The organism is Leifsonia poae (assembly GCF_020009625.1).
Classification (GTDB): domain Bacteria; phylum Actinomycetota; class Actinomycetes; order Actinomycetales; family Microbacteriaceae; genus Leifsonia; species Leifsonia poae_A.
The window spans coordinates 2032525-2048568 of the sequence record NZ_JAIHLP010000002.1; the positions used below are offsets into that span (position 1 = coordinate 2032525).

Consider the following 16044-nt stretch of genomic DNA (forward strand, 5'->3'; position numbering starts at 1 on the left):
CGGCGCTGATCTCAGCGCTTCGCGCGCGCCGGAACCTTCTTGGTCTCGGCAGCCGGCTTCTTCGCCGGCTTCTCGTCCGGCGACGGCGCGGCAACGGACGGTGCAGCAGTTGACGGCGGCGTCGCGGCGGGCGGCATCCCACCCGACCGGGTCGGCCCGTGGCCGCGACCACCGTGCGTGACGGAGGCGGGCTCCAGCGGCCGGCGGGCCACCGGGCGAACCGGCTCGCCGCGCCGATCCTGCCCCGGCAGCGGGCGGGAACGACGACCGTAGATGAGCGACGACGAATCGAGCAGCCACGGCACCAAGGCGACCGTGACGCCGTGACAGAGCAGAAGCTGCTGGCGCAGACGACGCGCCCGGTGGTTGTGGAGCAGCGCCTCCCACCAGTGCCCGACGATGTACTGCGGCAGATACACGGTCACGACTTCGGCGCCGTGCTCCTCCCGCCGGTGCTTCAGATACTTGATCAGCGGGATGCCGAACTCGCGGTACGGCGACTCGATGATCGTCAGCGGCACGTGGATGTTCTGCTCGATCCAGTCTTTCTGCAACTGCTCGGTCGCATCCTCGTCGATCGACACATGCACGGCCTCGATCGATTCGTGCCGGGCGGCGATCGCATAGTCGAGGGCCTTCAGCGCGGGCTTCTGCATTTTGCCGACGAGGACGATCGCGTGGTCGCCGCGGCTGCCGAACGTGGTGACCGGGTCGACCTCGATCTCTTTCTCCACATCCCGGTAGTAGCGGTTCACGCCGAGCATGAGCAGCCAGAGAATCGGCATGAAGATGAACACGAGGTACGCGCCGTGGGTGAACTTGGTGATCGTCACGACGATCAGCACCACCGCCGTGAGAAACGCGCCGAAGGCGTTGATGCAGAGGCTGCGCACGATGCTTCCGCGTTCCCCGTGCGGCACCGTGCCCGAACGCAGCAGGGAGATCCAGTGCCTCACCATGCCCGATTGACCGAGGGTGAACGAGACGAAGACACCGATGATGTACAGCTGGATGAGGTTGGTCAGATTGGCCTGATAGACGAGCAACAGGGCGGTCGCGGCCAACGCCAGGACGATCATCCCGTTCGAGTAGACGAGACGGTCGCCGCGAGTGTTGAGCGACTTCGGCGCGTAGGAGTCGCGCGCCAGCACCGAACCGAGCAGCGGGAAGCCGTTGAACGCGGTGTTGGCGGCGAGCAGCAGCACGACCGCCGTTGCGGCCTGCACGATGAAGAACAGCAGGGAGTTGTTGCCGAAGGTCGCGGAGGCGATCTGGGCGATCAGGCTGCGCTGCGGCGACGTGGCGCACTGGGCCCAGCCCTGCAGATCGCAGGGGTTCTCTGCGTAGTGCACACCGCTGATCAGGGCGACCGTGGTGAGACCGGCGAAGAGCACGATGGCGATCCCGCCCATGAGGGCGAGCGTCTTGCGAGCGTTCTTGATCTTGGGGGTGCGGAACGCGGGGACGCCGTTGGCGACCGCCTCCACCCCGGTGAGGGCGCTGCATCCGCTGGAGAAGGCGCGCAGCAGCAGCAGGATCATGGCGGCTTGACCGAGGCCTGCCGCGTGCACGGTGTATCCGGCGGATTCGGCGACCGGCGCATGGCCGAGCGCCGTGCGGATGAGCGCGGTGACGACCATCACGAAGATCGACCCGATGAACAGGTAGGTGGGGAGCGCGAAGGCTTTGCTCGACTCGCGCACACCGCGCAGGTTCACGGCGGCGATGAGCACGACGAAGAGCACGGCGAGTTCGACTCGCCAGCCGCTCAGGAAGGGCAGCGCAGAGATGATGTTGTCGACGCCCGAGGCGACGGAAACCGCGACCGTCAGCACGTAGTCCACGAGGAGTGCCGAGGCGACGACCAGTCCGGCCTTCTCGCCGAGGTTCTTGTGCGCGACCTCGTAGTCACCGCCGCCGGAGGGGTACGCCTTCACGAGCTGCCGGTACGACAGCACGACCGTGACGAGAAGCACGACGACGGCCGCCGCCACCCAGGGCGCGAACGTCAGGAACGCCAGACCGCCGAGCAGCAGGATCATCAGAAGCTCCTGCGGAGCGTACGCCACACTCGACAGCGCGTCGGAGGCGAAGATCGGGAGGGCGAGGTGCTTCGGGAGGAGCTGTCCTTCGAGTTTTTCGCTCGGAAGCGGGTCGCCGATCAACCACCGCTTCGGGGATCTCCCGTCATTTGTCACGAGGGTCGAGAATACTCGCTGCCAATCCCCTGTCAAGTCGGCGCGTCGACCGCAGGGAACGTTGCGGTTCTGCAATACATGGATGCAGGCCTGCGGGTGGCCCGAATCGGCCCCGCACACACGCGAAGCGCGTTCGAACCTGAGTGTCGAACGCGCTTTCGCTGTATTCGGCTGAGTGCCGGTCGCCGAGCGGTCAGCGGCGGCTCAACGACTCCAGAACCGAGGCCCGCACCCGGGCGAGCTCGAGCTTCAGCTGGGGGATCACGTCGTCGGGGATGAACCCGCGCGCGGCATGCGAACGCAGATCGGTTCGCAGCTGCTGACGGAACTCATTGAGCACCGCCTCGGCCTCACGGGCGGAGGCGGAGGCCGCCTGGCGCGCGTTGCGGACCGTCGACGTGAACTCGCTCACATTCGGAGACCTTTTCGCCTCGCGCGCGGCTGAGGCGAGATCGGCGCGCAGGCTGCGCATCGCGTCATCGACCCCGGCGCGGACCTCGTCGGCGAGCCGACGGACCGAATCGGTGACCTCATCTTCGATGGCGTCGAGTTCGTGCTCCCGCTCTGCGAGTTCAGCGCGCCCGGCGTCGGTGATGGCGTAGACGGTCTTGCGGCCCTCGGTGGACTTGGTGACGAGCCCCTCTTCCTCGAGCTTCGCCAGCCGGGGGTAGATCGTGCCCGCGCTCGGGCTGTAGGTTCCGCCGAACCGTTCGCTGAGCGCCTGGATCAGCTCATACCCGTGTCTCGGCGACTCACCAAGCAGGCTCAGCAGGTAGAGCCTCAGGCTGCCGTGGGCGAAGACGGGGGTCATTCGGGCGCTCCGTCGTGAGCGGTGTCGTTCGCGGCGCCGGCCGGAACCGCGCTGCGCACGACCGAGACATTGCCCGACACCGAGTTGACGCTGACCTCGGCCCACGAACCGTCGAGTCTGCCGGAGGTACCGGTGAAGTTCTTTCCGGGCGACGAGGAGATGAGCGCGTTGTCGAGCAGGATCTTGCCCGACACCGTGTTCACGCGGTAGCGTGCCCCCAGCCCATCGGGGATGCGCACGGTCAGGTCACCCGAGACCGTGTTGCTCGAGAGCTCGTCGAGCCGCCCCGTGATGTCGACCATCACATCGCCGGAGACGCTGTCCACCGTGAACCGCGGGATGTCGCCCGACGCGGTGACATCGCCCGACACCGTGTGAGCGGAGATCCGCCCGATGTGGTCGCGCGCCGAGAGTTCGCCGCTCACGGAGTTCAGCTCGATGTCGCCGATGAGCCCGTCGACCACCAGGTCGCCGGAGACCGTGCTCAGTCGGCCGTTCGTCTTCAGCCCCGACACGAGCGCGGTGGCCGACACGATGCCGAATTTGAGGGCCACATCCCGGGGGACGAGCACACTGACGTCGGCCTTGCCGTTGCTGCGCATCGATTTGAAGACTTCGATGAAGTTGTCCCACCGCAGTTGCGGGTGGTCGATCTCGAGCTGGTCGCCTTCGATACTGATCTTGAGGTCGCGCCCGCTGACCGAGTGCACCTCCACCCTCGCTCCGGGTTCGTCGTGCCCGATCACGTCGATCTGCCCGCCGATGAACCCGACCTTGAGCGAGCGGACCAGCTCGAGGTCGATGACTTTGCTCTCCCCGGGCTGGATCAGCCACTTGTCCTGTGCCATTGTTCTCTCCTGTTGCGCCTGTGTGGTGCCGCGCTGCGCGGACCCTCGGTGATTCGCGATATATCGCGTTGTTGACAAATTCACGATATATCGCGTTTGCGGGCATCGCAAGCCCGCGATGCGATTCCCACCGCTTTTCAGGGTCGGCTCAGGGTCGGCTCAGGGTTCACCCGCGCCGGTCAGGACCGGCGGAGCCAGGGCTGCAGCGTGCGGGTGACGAACGGCAGCAGCAGATAGGTCATCGTCGGGGTGAGACAGAGCGTGGTGATCAGCACCGTCGCCAACGGCCAGAGCTGGTGCCAGCCGGGGATGAGGTAACCGGTCGCGTAGGTGAACACGAGCGAAAGCGGGAAGAAGCCGAGCCAGATCGTCACCGCCTGCTTCCAGCGGGGCGGCGCGGGCGGCACTCCCGCCTGCGGTTCGTCGAACCAACCCTCGATGCCGGTGCGACGCTCCACACGGGAGACCTCGACGAGCTCACGCCCCTCGTAGAGCCAATCGGCCCGGTCTTCCGACGCCTCCCAGGCGTCGAGCGTGGCCGTGTCGGCGAACCGATAGAGCATGTGCCACTCGTCGGAGTCGTGGCGGGCCCGCACCCAGCCGGAGCCGAGGAAGCCGTCATAGGTATTGGCGAGGTTGACGCCCGACTGCACCCAGCGGGTCACTTCGGGCAGGCGGGTGTGGTCGACGCGGCGGGTGATGGAGACGGTGACGGGGAGTCTGTGCGCTTGTGGCGCATCCCGATCGGACTCTTGTGGAGGCATACCTCCAGTGTCGCCGATTCTCGGTTACACCGGTGTTTCGACCGACTCGACCGGTGTCAGCGGGCGGCGGCGATGACGGACGGCCCATCGCGCACGACGAGTCGGGGCGCCACCATGCGGTGCCGAGGGTCGGAGGCCGAGGTCTCGGTGGTGACCCGGCCGCCATGGGCGCCTGTGAGCAGGTCCAGCACGCCCGTGGCCACTTCATCGAGCGGCTGCTCCACGCTCGAGAACCCGATCGACGCCGCTACCGGGGTGTTGTCATAGCCGATCACGGGAAGGCGGCCCGCCGTCGCCATGAGCGCGCCGAGGGCGAGCGAGTCGCTCGTGCAGACCACCGCATCCAGCGTGCCCGCGGCGAGCTCCAGACGGCGCATGGCCTCGGCGCCGAAGTTCACACCGTCTTCGGCGGCGACCTCCAGCACGGCGAGCTCGTCGGCGCTGAGGCCGCTGTCGGAGCGCATGGCCTCCAGCCAGCCGAGGCGACGGTCGTCGCCGGTTCCCGACCCGGTCGGCCACCCGAGGAATCCGATGCGCCTGGCCCCGCCCGCGAGCAGATGGGTGGTCGCCTCGCGCAGGCCGTGCCGGCCGTCCACATCCACCCAGAGGTGTTCGGGGTCGGCCATGTCATCGATGCCCCACGGCCGACCGAAGGTCACGAACGACTGGCCGCGCTCGATCAGCCATTCGGTGCGCGGATCGCCGTGGAAGGTCGATGTGAGCACGAAAGCGTCGACGTCGGCGCCGTCGCTGAGACGGCCGAACTGGGCGATCTCGTCTTCGGGCCCGGCGGCGGTGAAGAGCAGCACGCGCAGGTTCTTGCGATCGGCCTGCTCCGTGAGGGCGTGCAGGAAGCGGTCGAGGATGCTGCCCGAGATGCCGTCGGTCGTGATCGGGTCGAGCCGGATGCCGATGGTCGAGCTCTTCTGCGTGCGCAGACGCCGTGCGGAGGCGTGAGGGCGGTAGCCGAGGTCGAGGATCGCCGCCTCGACGCGTTCCCGCGTTCCCTGCCGCACCATCTCGGGGGCGTTGAGCACATTCGAGACGGTCTGACGCGAGACGCCGGCCGCGAGGGCGACATCGAGGACGGTGGGCTGGGCTCCCATGCCGCTCCTCTCGCTTCGTCGCCGTTCTGGCCGTTCGGGCCGGTAACGACCATACTGCCCGGCAGCTTGACACCTTCGGAACGACGTGACTATGGTGACAACGCCCCAATTTGATCGTTCAAAAACGAATGTACCATGTCGAAATTTGAACGATCAAAACCGTTCCACGACCAGAGGAGGTCCGATGCCCGCCGCTCGCGTGCCGCATCCCTCCTCCCGTCGGAACAGCCGAACCGACCGGCCCCGGGGCAACTCCGCCGAACACGGCGCCCTCCCGACTTCTGCGACCCACCCCCTCGTGCGCCCCTCCAACGGGCACACTCACACCAAGGAGAAAACAATGCAACGAAGCACACCACGCTGGTTCGCAGGCGGCGCTGTCGCCGTCGCCACCGCGCTGGCCCTCACCGCGTGCGGTTCGGGCTTCAGCGGCGGCGGAAGCGACTCGACCGGCAAGCTCACCTCGTCTGACAAGCCCCTCACGGTCATGATCGGCTCGAGCGGCGATGCGGAGACCGCAGCGGTCAAGTCGGCCGTGGCCGACTGGTCCACGAGCGATGGAACCAAGGCGTCCGTCGTCGCAGCCTCCGACCTCAACCAGCAGCTGTCGCAGGGTTTCGCCGCCAAGAAGCCGGCCGACGTGTTCTACCTGTCGACGGATGCGCTGGCCGGTTACGCCTCCAACGGCTCGCTGCTCGCCTACGGCGACCAGCTCAGCAACAAGAGCGACTTCTACCCGAGCCTGGTCAAGTCGTTCACCTACGACAATAAGTTCTACTGCGCGCCGAAAGATTTCTCCACGCTGCAGCTGATCATCAACACCGACATGTGGAAGGCCGCCGGCCTCACCGACTCGGACATCCCCAAGACCTGGGATGAACTCACCACCGTGTCGAAGAAGCTCACCACCGCCGACCACGTCGGTCTCGGCTTCTCGGGCGAGTACGCCCGCATCGGCTCGTTCATGACCCAGGCCGGCGGCAACCTGATGAACGCCGACAGCACCAAGGCGACGGCGAACAGCGACGCCAACATCAAAGCGCTCGACTACGTGAAGTCGCAGCTCGTCGCGGGAGACTTCAAGTACGCCAAAGACCTCGGCGCCGGCTGGGGTGGCGAGGCCTTCGGCAAGGGCCTGGCCGCGATGACCATCGAAGGCAACTGGATCACCGGTGCCCTGAAGTCCGACTTCCCGAACATCAAGTACAAGGTGGCCGAGCTGCCCGCCGGCCCCGCCGGCCAGGGCACCCTGCAGTTCACCAACTGCTGGGGAATCGCCGCGGACAGCCCCAACCAGGCCGCCGCGCTCAAGCTCGTCGAGAAGCTGACCAGCAAAGACGACCAGCTCGCGTTCTCGAAGGCCTTCGGCCCGATGCCGTCGATCAAGTCGGCCGCCAGCGACTGGAAGGCCGCCAACCCGGACCTCGTCCCGTTCCTGAGCGCCGCCGACTACGCCCAGGGCGTTCCGACCGCCAAGGGCTCGGCCGACGTCGTCACCGACCTCAACAGCAAGCTGGAGACGCTGAAGACGAGCGATCCGAAGACGATCCTCGACGCCACGCAGAAGAACCTCGAAGCGCTGCTGAAGTAACGAGAAGATCGATCATGTCAACAACCACGAGTCGGTCTCGTCGCACCGGAATCCGGCGCGGCGAGGCCGCCTCGGGGTGGCTCTTCACCGCCCCGATCATCATTCTCCTGGGAGTGTTCCTCCTCGTTCCGGTGCTCATGGCACTCTGGGTGAGTTTCTCCGACTGGGGCGGCCGGGGCAGCCCCTTCTCGAGCGACGTGCACTTCGTCGGCTTCGAGAACTACAACACACTGCTCTCCGGGGGCGGACTGGCCGAGCAGGACTTCGGCACCGCCCTGCGGAACAACGCCTGGTACGTGGTGCTCGTCGTGCCGCTGCAGACGATCGTCGCCCTCTTCCTCGCCGTTCTGGTGAACCGGGCGATCCTTCGCGGTCGCGGATTCTTCCGCACCGCCTTCTACTTCCCGTCCGTCACGAGCTCCGTGGCGATCACCGTGCTGTGGCTGTTCCTGTTCAGCTCGTCGGGCGCGGTCAACAAGGTACTGTCGTGGTTCGGCATCAACGGACCGAACTGGTTCAACGACCCCGACGGCATCATCCACAACCTGCTCGCCGGGTTCGGCATCACGACCGGGCCGGCCTTCCTCACCGACAACTCGCTGCTCGGCGTCTCCTGGTGGGACTGGCTCGGCGGCCCCTCGGTGGCGATGAGCGCCTTCGTGCTGATGGCCATCTTCACCACCAGCGGCACCTTCATGCTGCTCTTCATCGCCGCCCTGCAGAACCTCGGCGGCGACATCACGGAAGCCGCGATGATGGACGGCGCCAACGGCTGGCAGCGCTTCTGGCGCATCACGCTCCCGCAGCTGCGCCCCACACTGTTCACCGTGCTCACCCTCGGCCTGATCGGCTGCTGGCAGATCTTCGACCAGATCTACACCGGCACCAAGGGCGGCCCCGGCAAGACGACGCTGACGCCTGCCTACCTGTCGTACACCTCGGCATTCCAGAACCAGGAGTGGGGCCAGGGCGCGGCGATCGCGTTCATCCTGTTCGTGATCATCGTCGCCTTCACGCTGCTGCAGCGGTGGATCCTGCGTGAACGCAAAGTCTCCAAGCGCCGCATGCGGCTCTATGAGGTGCCGGCCGCCGACACCGTCGCCCAGAAGTCAACCGGAGGCACCCTGTGACCATCGCAGCGAAGCCGGCGCCGACCGGCACGACGCCCGCACCCGTGCGCAATCCGGAGAAGCGCCACAAGTCGACCGGATCGATCGCGGCGCAGTCCGTGCTGTACGCGATCCTGATCGCGATCGCCGTCATCTACATCATGCCGTTCCTGATCCAGGTGTCGACGTCGTTCAAGACCGAGCCGAACGCCACGGCCGACCCGATCTCGCTCATCCCGTGGAGTTGGACGACGGCCGCCTACGAGAAGCTCTTCGCCTACTCCGACTTCCCGCTCTGGTTCAAGAACTCGGTGATCGTCACCGTGTTCGTGACACTCGGCCGGGTGTTCTTCAACTCACTGGCCGGCTACGCGCTCGCCCGCCTGCACTTCCGCGGGCGGACCGTGATCTTCGTCTCGCTCATCGCGGTCATGTCGGTGCCGTCGGTCGTGCTGCTCATCCCCAAGTTCCTGGTGCTCAACCAGATCGGTATGTACGACTCGTACGCCGGCATGATCGTGCCTCTGCTCACCGATGCGGCCGGCGTGTTCATCATGAAGAACTTCTTCGAGTCGATCCCGCCGAGCGTCGAGGAGCAGGCCCGGATCGATGGCGCAGGAACGTTCCGCGTCTTCTGGTCCATCGTTCTGCCGATGGCGCGACCGGCGCTCATCACGATCATCATCCTGTCGTTCCAGGGGTCGTGGAACGAGCTCAGCCACTTCATCATCTCGACCCAGGATCCGTCACTGACCACCCTGACGAAGGGTGTCGCCGGCCTCGCGAGCGGGCAGCTGAGCCAAGGCTCGCAGTACCCGATCAAGCTGGCCGCAGCGGCCATCATGACGATCCCGGTCGCCGTGATGTTCTTCATCTTCCAGAAGCGCATCATGAACTCCAGCGAGGGCGCGGTGAAAGAGTGACGGCCGCCCGACCGACCATCCTCGCCACCTGCGGCGGGCTCAACCCGGGAACGTGGACCGACGCCGTCTACGGCCCCCTGCTCACGCACGCCATCGAGCTGGCCCGCGTAGACGGTCGCGCGCCCCGCGTGGCGCACCTCAATACAGCGGGCGGCGACCAGCGTTCGGTCGAAGGCATCGAGCTCGAGGCCGCGCGCGCCGCCGGCGTCGAGGCGAGCCATGTGCGCTTCTTCCCGCACCCCAATGTTCCCCACCTGCGCGAGCACATCCTCACCCGCGATGTGATCTGGGTGAGCGGCGGCAGCCTGGTGAACCTGCTGGCCGTGTGGCGCGCCCACGGTCTCGACCGCACCCTGCGCGAGGCGTGGGAGGCCGGGGTCGTGCTGGCGGGCGGTTCGGCCGGCGGCCTCTGCTGGCACAGCGGCGGCACCACTGCCTCGTTCGGCCCGCAGATCAGCGCTGTCGCCGACGGTCTCGGCTTCCTGCCCGGATCGCTCGGCGTGCACTACGACTCCGACCCCCGGCGGCGGGTCGCACACGAGGCGGCGATCGCCTCCGGCGCCCTCCCGCCCGGCTACGCCCTCGACGAGGGTGTCGGCCTGGTCTACGCCGGGACCGACCTCACCGACGTCGTCACCGAACGCGACGGCCAGTACGCCTGGCGGGTCGACGTCGAGAACGGGCACGCCGTGCAAACGCGTGTGACCCCCCGGGTTCTCGGCGCCGTCGACGCGGCGAGCGCCGCGACCGAAACCCTCTGAACATCCTCCCCTCCCATCCCCTGACCACACCCCTTCGAGGAGACGTGAACACCACGATGACCCAGCCGCTCCAACCCCTCCTGCACGACAGCGTCGTGGTGCTCACCGCACCCAGCCAAGCCTGGTCGGCGACAGACGGCACCGTGGACGGGTGCGGCATCCACGGCTTCTACCACTCGGATGTGCGGGTGCTCAGCGAGATCGGCCTCACGGTCGGCGGCGCCGTGACCGAGCACATCGCCACTGCCGGCCCGGACGCCGGGACCGCCGTGTTCACCTCGCTCGCCCGCCCGCTCGACGACACCACGGCCGACCCCCGCGTGCGGGTCGAGCGGGTGCGCACCGTCGAGGCGGGCGCGCTCCGTGAGACCGTCACGGTTCGCAACGCCCTCGGCACGCCCATCCGTCCGGAGATCGTCGTCTCCCTGCGCGCCGACTTCAGCCCCATGCAGGTGATCAAGGCGGGCCGCAACGGAAGCGAGCATCCGATCGTCGCCGCCGCGACCGCTGACGGCGTCACCTTCACCTCCGGTGTCGTCACCGCCACCCTGGCGGCCGACGGCGCGGCGATCACCACCGCCGGCGACACAGCGACCCTCAGCTGGACGCCGGAAGTCTCCGCACGATCCGTCGTGACCGTGAGCTGGCGCATCGACGTCGACGACCCGTCCGCCGTCGTCGCCGGCGCCGCACCCTCCGCAGACTGGTCGGCGTTCACGGCCGCCACCGGCGACTCCCGTCTCGCCGCCTGGCTGTCGCGCGCCCTCGACGATCTGCAGGCTTTGCGGATGTCGACGACCGCGCACCCCGACGAGGTCTTCCTCGCCGCCGGGGCCCCCTGGTTCTTCACCCTGTTCGGTCGTGACTCGATCTGGGCCGCCCGCCTGTTGCTGCCCCTCGGCACGGACATCGCGGCGACGACCCTGCGCATCCTCGCGGAGCTGCAGGGCACCGAGATCGTGAACGAGACCGCCGAGCAGCCGGGCAAGATCATGCACGAGCTGCGCCCGTCCGCCCTCACGATCCCCGGCGAGGGAATCGTGCTCCCGCCGCTCTACTTCGGCACGGTCGACGCCACGGCCCTCTGGGTGAATCTGCTGCACGACGCCTGGAAGTGGGGGATGCCCACCGACCAGGTGGAGGCGCTGCTCCCCCACCTCGAAGCGGCTCTGGCATGGATGCGCGACTTCGGCGACAGCGACGGCGACGGCTTCCTCGAATACGTCGACACCACCGGTCACGGTCTGGCGAACCAGGGCTGGAAAGACTCGGGCGACTCCATCCAGTGGAAAGACGGCACGCTCGCCGACGGCCCGATCGCCCTCTGCGAGGTGCAGGGGTACGCCTACGAGGCCGCCGTCGGGGGCGCCGATCTGCTCGACGCGTTCGGGCGTCCGGGCGGCGCCGAGTGGCGCGAGTGGGCGGCCGGCCTGAAGCAGCGCTTCGCCGACGAGTTCTGGATCGATGACCCGGCGGGGGCATACCCGGCGATCGCCCTCGACGCGGCGAAGCGCAAGGTGGACACCGTCACCAGCAACATCGGGCACCTCCTCGGCACCGGCATCCTCACCCCGGAGCAGTCGGCCCTGATCGCCCGCCGGCTCGTCTCGCCCGAGATGAGCTCCGGATACGGTCTCCGCACCATGTCGACGGATGCGGCCGGCTTTTGGCCGCTGTCGTACCACGGCGGCTCGGTGTGGGCGCACGACACCGCGATCGCCATCGCCGGATTGGGCCGCGTCGGCCACACCCGCGAAGCGGAGATCCTCGCCGACGGTCTGCTCGCCGCCGCCGAAGGATTCGACTACCGCATGCCCGAGCTGCACTCCGGCGACCCGGCGGCCGAGACGTCGAAACCCATCCCATACCCCGCTGCGTGCCGGCCCCAGGCCTGGTCGGCGGCGGCAGCCGTCGCGGTGCTCTCCACCCGGCTCGGCCTGCGTGCCGACGCCCAGGCACGCACCCTGCAGGTCGAGCCGATCGTCGGCACCGGCGTGATGGAGGTCACCGGTCTGCGCTTCGCGGGAGCGCCGGTGGCGGTCAGCGCCGACGCCGACGGCACGGTCACGCGCGGCTGATCCCCGCCCCCCGAACCGGCGGGCCGTCTCTTCCCCCCACTGAGACGGCCCGCCTTTTCCCTGCCCGGCGCTCCTGTGGCAACCCAGCGTGAGCTGCGTCGGGCTGAAACGCCGCTGATCGTCCCCGTCGCGCCTCGCTAGCCCGCGACCTCAGCACCGGTCGTGTCGTCCGTCTCCGGCTCTGTCTTCGTGTCTGTCTCCGGCTCCGTCTCCGGCTGTGTCTCCGTCTCCGGCTGTGTCTCCGTCTCCGCGCGACGCGATCGCACGAACCCGAAGATCACGAACACGGCCGCCAGACCGGTGAGCACGAGTCCGCCGATGGTCGCGGCGAACTGGAATTGCGACCCCTGCTGGGCGGTCCAGTCGGATGCGGTGATGGTGCCGGTGAACACGGCGGCGAGGATCGTCCCCGCGACCGCGATGCCCACCCCGTTCGCCACCTCGGTCGTCGTGTCGGTCAGCGCCGAGCCGATGGAGGTGCGATTCTTCGGCAGACCGTTCAGCACGGCGATGGCCGAGACAACACCGATGACACGGAGGCCCGCCGCGACGAGGGCGAGAGCGATCGCGACGAAGACATAGCCGAAGCTGTTGAAAAGCGCGTAGACGGCGAGACCGATCACGACCGCGGCAGCGCTCATCCAGGCGGCGCGATTGATGCCGACCCGCTCGACGAACGGGTTCACGAAAGGGCCGAGCGACAGGAGCACGACGACCTGAGGCAGCATGCCGACGGCAGCCAAGGCGGGAGGCCACCCCCAGGCGAGCTGGAGTTGCAGGGTCACCAGGTAGCCGAGGCCGGCGGTGGCGAGCCCGGCCGCGGCCTTGAAGGCGAGACCGCTGGAGACGAGCGGCCGGGCGATGAGGCCGAGGTCGAGGAGCGGATGCTGCGCCGATCGCTCCCTGACCATGAACAGCGCCGCGGCGAGGACCGCCGAGCCGGCGACCACCCACGGGGCCCACGAGGCGGCGCCCTGATCGATGAACATCGTCGGCGCGACGAGGGCGAGCACGATCGTCGCCGTCGCGAGCAGCGCTCCCGGAATGTCGAGGGGGTCGCGATGGAGCTCACCCGGCTCGTCTGCGGCGATCCCCGTGCGGATGCCGACGATCGCCAGTAGAGCGATCGGCACATTGATCAGCAGCAGCACCTGCCAGGGCGCCACGGCCAGCACGAGGCCGCCGACCGTCGGCCCGATGGCGAGCCCGACCAGGCCCACGGTCGAGATGAGCGTGATCGCTCGAACACGCAGACTCTCCTCGTCGAACAGGCGGTAGGCGAGCGCCATCGAACCCGGGGTCGTCATGGCCGCCGCGATTCCCATCACCACGCGTACGGCGATCAACTGCTCGGCCGTTGTGACGAATGCGGTCGCCAGGCTTGCGACGCCGAGGAGCACCAGACCGATGAGCATCACGCGGCGGCGACCGTATCGGTCGGCCATCGCGCCGAACAGCAGCATCAGACCCCCGAACACCACGGCGTAGCTGCCGGTCACCCACTGCAATGCGGTCGTCGATGCGTGAAGGTCGCGGCCGATCGTGGGTAGCGCGACGTTCAGGATCGAGTTGTCGAGCATCTCGAAGAGGAAGATCGCCGACAGCCCGCCCAGGGCCAGCCATGACCCGCGCAGCGTAGTAGAACGTTGTTCGTTATTCACAAACACTGTTCTACTTGCAGAACAGTGTTCGTGTCAAGGTACGATGGCATCATGGCATCCCCACAGCAGCGTCGCGCCGCCCGGCACGCGACCGCCGAACCCTCGCTCACCGGCCGCAAAGCGCCCATCACCGTCGACCGGATCACGGATGCGGCGCTCGCGATCGTCGCTGCCGACGGATACGACGCCCTGACCATGCGCAGGGTCGCCGCGCTGCTCGAGACCGGTCCCGCATCGCTCTACGCCCATGTCGTCAACAAGGCCGACCTCGGCGAACTCGTCATCGGCCGCCTCTGCCGCGAAGTCGACCTGCCCGAACCAGACCCCGCGCAATGGCGCCGGCAGATCACCGACATCTGCACCCAACTCCGCGACCAATACGCGAAATACCCCGGGGTCTCCCGCGCCGCCCTCGCGATGGATGTGACCGACCTCGACGTTCTGCGCGTCAACGAGGGGATGCTGGCCATCCTGATCGCCGGTGGCATCGACCCCCGGATCGCCACCTGGACCATCGACGCGCTGTTCCTCTACGTCGGGGCGTACGCGATGGATGTCGCCGTCGCAGGAGCGGGCCCGGACACGGGCGACCGCCGACTCGGCACGAACGATCGAATCGACCTCATCGCCCGCTTCCGAGCGCTCCCCGCCGACCGCTTCCCGAACATCCGCACCTACGCGACCGAATTGACGTCCGGAACAGAGCACGAGCGCTTCGACTTCTCGCTCGGTCTCCTCCTGGGCAACCTTGCCCAACTGGAATCGAACGCGGCGCAATCGACCGCGGCACACGCCTGATCGGCGCTCTCGAGAACATGCTGCCTCTCATTCCATCGAGTCAGTGGCGCGGCGGCGCGCTCATCCCGAGGTCGGTGCAGAAGGCGTGCACACTCGAGGTGTCGCCCTCCGGGCGGGGGAAGACGGCCGGCACCTGATCCGGGCGCAGGCAGGCGACCAGTGGCGGCACGGCGAACTCGGTTCCAGCCGGCGCCGTCGATGCGGAGAAGACGCCCACCCGCCAGGCGGCGGCGCAGTTCTCGATCGCCGCGGCGAAACGATCCGCGGGGTCGGCGATCGCCGTGGTGTGCCCGTCCGGGCCGGTCATCTCGTCGGGGATGCCGGCCTGGGCGAACCGGGAGTTCGCATCCGGCGCGCTGTAGCAGTACGCGGTGCGCGCCTGCATCTTCTGGTTCGCGATGGTCACGGCGGCGATACCCGCGCCGCCGCCCACGAGCAGAACGGCTATGCCGGCCGCCACGAGGCGGTGCCGCTTCGCGCGGCCCCGGGTCTCGGTGTCGAGCCTGACGAACAGCTCGCGCTCCATGCGGAGGGTGGTGCCGTCTGGGAGGGGAGGAAGGTGGCCGATGGTCATGTCAGTGCCCCCGTTTCAGGAGAGTCAGTTCGGTTCGGAGACGCTGCTTCATCCGTGAGAGCCGGTTGCGCACCGATCCGTGGCTGAGGCCGAGCCGCGCGGCGGCCTCCTTGTAGGTGAGGTCTTCGACGAGACAGAGACGGAAGATGTCCCTGTCCTCTTCCGGCATCGCAGCGATCATGGCCTCGAGACCGCGCATCGCCTCCCTGCTGATCGACAGGTCTTCGGGGCTGGGGGCGTCCGCCTCGAGGTCGGCGCTGGTCTCGAGCGGCACCGTCGGGCGGCGTTGCACAGCGCGCATGCGGTTCTTCGCGAGGAAGCGTGCCGTCGTGACGAGCCACGGCAGGGTCGATTCCCCCACCAGGTCGATGCCGTCCCGTTTCGTCCACAGCGTCATGAAGGCGTCGACCGCGATCTCCTCGGCATCCGGCCGGGACTGCAGCACCGAGAACGCCGCCCAGTACACCGGAACGTGGTGCAGCTGGTAGAGCTGACGGAAAGCATTCCGGTCGCCGGCCACCACCTGCTGGAACAGCGCAGCCTCCGCGAGCCCGGGTGGGCTCTCACCCGGCCGTGCCTCCGTCGTCATCCCGAGCCCTCCCCCGTCGTCGTGCGGCCGACGGCGAGCCCAACGATGCCGTCATCTTGAGGTGTTCGCCACGAGGCCGGCCGTCTCACCGTCACACGAAATGCGCATCCCTTTCTCCAATGTTCACGAAAACGGATGCGTCTCAAAACGGTCGACCGGTCGGCGTGTCGCCACGCGCTCGGTTGACGAGCCGCCATCGGTCGAGTTGATTGAGTATGCAGCCTTTCGGGTGG

General features: G+C 67.9%; 14 protein-coding genes. 6 read left to right on the forward strand and 8 right to left on the reverse strand.

Features of this window, described 5'->3' with window-relative positions; translation table 11 throughout:
- Nucleotides 1–11 precede the first annotated feature (11 nt).
- The 5 genes from K5L49_RS10320 to K5L49_RS10340 form a co-directional block, all read right to left on the reverse strand.
- On the reverse strand, nt 12–2165 hold the full coding sequence (locus K5L49_RS10320) for an APC family permease (protein ID WP_263299230.1): 2154 nt from the start codon (nt 2163–2165) through the stop codon (nt 12–14).
- Nucleotides 2166–2391: 226 nt separating this feature from the next.
- Nucleotides 2392–3009, reverse strand: a complete 618-nt coding sequence (locus K5L49_RS10325; RefSeq protein ID WP_223692516.1) for a PadR family transcriptional regulator — start codon at nt 3007–3009, stop codon at nt 2392–2394.
- Nucleotides 3006–3857: a DUF4097 family beta strand repeat-containing protein gene (locus K5L49_RS10330; protein WP_223692518.1), complete on the reverse strand. Its 852-nt coding sequence runs from the start codon at nt 3855–3857 to the stop codon at nt 3006–3008. The genes K5L49_RS10325 and K5L49_RS10330 overlap by 4 nt, the downstream gene beginning before the upstream one ends.
- Before the next feature lie 179 nt (nt 3858–4036).
- Entirely contained in the window at nt 4037–4621 is a 585-nt protein-coding gene (locus K5L49_RS10335) for an antibiotic biosynthesis monooxygenase (protein WP_223692520.1), read from the reverse strand.
- Nucleotides 4622–4677: 56 nt separating this feature from the next.
- On the reverse strand, nt 4678–5727 hold the full coding sequence (locus K5L49_RS10340) for a LacI family DNA-binding transcriptional regulator (RefSeq protein WP_223692522.1): 1050 nt from the start codon (nt 5725–5727) through the stop codon (nt 4678–4680).
- Nucleotides 5728–6067: 340 nt separating this feature from the next.
- Between K5L49_RS10340 and K5L49_RS10345 the strand changes: the two genes are divergently transcribed.
- The 5 genes from K5L49_RS10345 to K5L49_RS10365 are packed head-to-tail and all read left to right on the forward strand — an operon-like array spanning nt 6068 to nt 12189.
- Nucleotides 6068–7318, forward strand: a complete 1251-nt coding sequence (locus K5L49_RS10345; RefSeq protein ID WP_223692523.1) for a sugar ABC transporter substrate-binding protein — start codon at nt 6068–6070, stop codon at nt 7316–7318.
- A gap of 14 nt (nt 7319–7332) precedes the next feature.
- On the forward strand, nt 7333–8448 hold the full coding sequence (locus K5L49_RS10350) for a carbohydrate ABC transporter permease (RefSeq protein ID WP_223692525.1): 1116 nt from the start codon (nt 7333–7335) through the stop codon (nt 8446–8448).
- A gap of 44 nt (nt 8449–8492) precedes the next feature.
- Nucleotides 8493–9350, forward strand: a complete 858-nt coding sequence (locus K5L49_RS10355; protein WP_223695282.1) for a carbohydrate ABC transporter permease — start codon at nt 8493–8495, stop codon at nt 9348–9350.
- Nucleotides 9347–10111: a Type 1 glutamine amidotransferase-like domain-containing protein gene (locus tag K5L49_RS10360; RefSeq protein ID WP_223692527.1), complete on the forward strand. Its 765-nt coding sequence runs from the start codon at nt 9347–9349 to the stop codon at nt 10109–10111. The genes K5L49_RS10355 and K5L49_RS10360 overlap by 4 nt, the downstream gene beginning before the upstream one ends.
- Nucleotides 10112–10167: 56 nt before the next feature.
- Nucleotides 10168–12189 (forward strand): glycogen debranching N-terminal domain-containing protein, encoded by a 2022-nt coding sequence (locus tag K5L49_RS10365; protein WP_223695283.1) that lies wholly within the window; start codon nt 10168–10170, stop codon nt 12187–12189.
- A gap of 137 nt (nt 12190–12326) precedes the next feature.
- On the opposite strand, the gene K5L49_RS10370 is transcribed toward K5L49_RS10365, so the two are convergent.
- Entirely contained in the window at nt 12327–13850 is a 1524-nt protein-coding gene (locus tag K5L49_RS10370) for an MFS transporter (RefSeq protein ID WP_308116536.1), read from the reverse strand.
- A gap of 51 nt (nt 13851–13901) precedes the next feature.
- On the opposite strand from K5L49_RS10370, the gene K5L49_RS10375 reads away from it, so the two are divergent.
- Complete coding sequence (locus K5L49_RS10375; protein ID WP_223692528.1) at nt 13902–14648, forward strand: TetR/AcrR family transcriptional regulator; 747 nt, start codon at nt 13902–13904, stop codon at nt 14646–14648.
- Nucleotides 14649–14688: 40 nt separating this feature from the next.
- Here K5L49_RS10375 and K5L49_RS10380 read toward each other — a convergent pair whose 3' ends face one another.
- On the reverse strand, nt 14689–15222 hold the full coding sequence (locus K5L49_RS10380; protein ID WP_223692530.1) for a hypothetical protein: 534 nt from the start codon (nt 15220–15222) through the stop codon (nt 14689–14691).
- A 1-nt stretch (nt 15223) separates the two neighbouring features.
- The gene (locus tag K5L49_RS10385; protein WP_223692532.1) at nt 15224–15811 is read right to left on the reverse strand and encodes an RNA polymerase sigma factor; all 588 of its coding nucleotides are present in this window, start codon (nt 15809–15811) and stop codon (nt 15224–15226) included.
- Nucleotides 15812–16044 lie beyond the last annotated feature (233 nt).

Coding starts and splice junctions, on each gene's coding strand:
- K5L49_RS10325 (WP_223692516.1), bottom strand. CDS start 3,009: ATGACCCCCGTCTTCGCCCACGGCAGCCTGAGGCTCTACCTGCTGAGC.
- K5L49_RS10330 (WP_223692518.1), bottom strand. CDS start 3,857: ATGGCACAGGACAAGTGGCTGATCCAGCCCGGGGAGAGCAAAGTCATC.
- K5L49_RS10335 (WP_223692520.1), bottom strand. CDS start 4,621: ATGCCTCCACAAGAGTCCGATCGGGATGCGCCACAAGCGCACAGACTC.
- K5L49_RS10340 (WP_223692522.1), bottom strand. CDS start 5,727: ATGGGAGCCCAGCCCACCGTCCTCGATGTCGCCCTCGCGGCCGGCGTC.
- K5L49_RS10345 (WP_223692523.1), top strand. CDS start 6,068: ATGCAACGAAGCACACCACGCTGGTTCGCAGGCGGCGCTGTCGCCGTC.
- K5L49_RS10350 (WP_223692525.1), top strand. CDS start 7,333: ATGTCAACAACCACGAGTCGGTCTCGTCGCACCGGAATCCGGCGCGGC.
- K5L49_RS10365 (WP_223695283.1), top strand. CDS start 10,168: ATGACCCAGCCGCTCCAACCCCTCCTGCACGACAGCGTCGTGGTGCTC.
- K5L49_RS10375 (WP_223692528.1), top strand. CDS start 13,902: ATGGCATCCCCACAGCAGCGTCGCGCCGCCCGGCACGCGACCGCCGAA.
- K5L49_RS10380 (WP_223692530.1), bottom strand. CDS start 15,222: ATGACCATCGGCCACCTTCCTCCCCTCCCAGACGGCACCACCCTCCGC.
- K5L49_RS10385 (WP_223692532.1), bottom strand. CDS start 15,811: ATGACGACGGAGGCACGGCCGGGTGAGAGCCCACCCGGGCTCGCGGAG.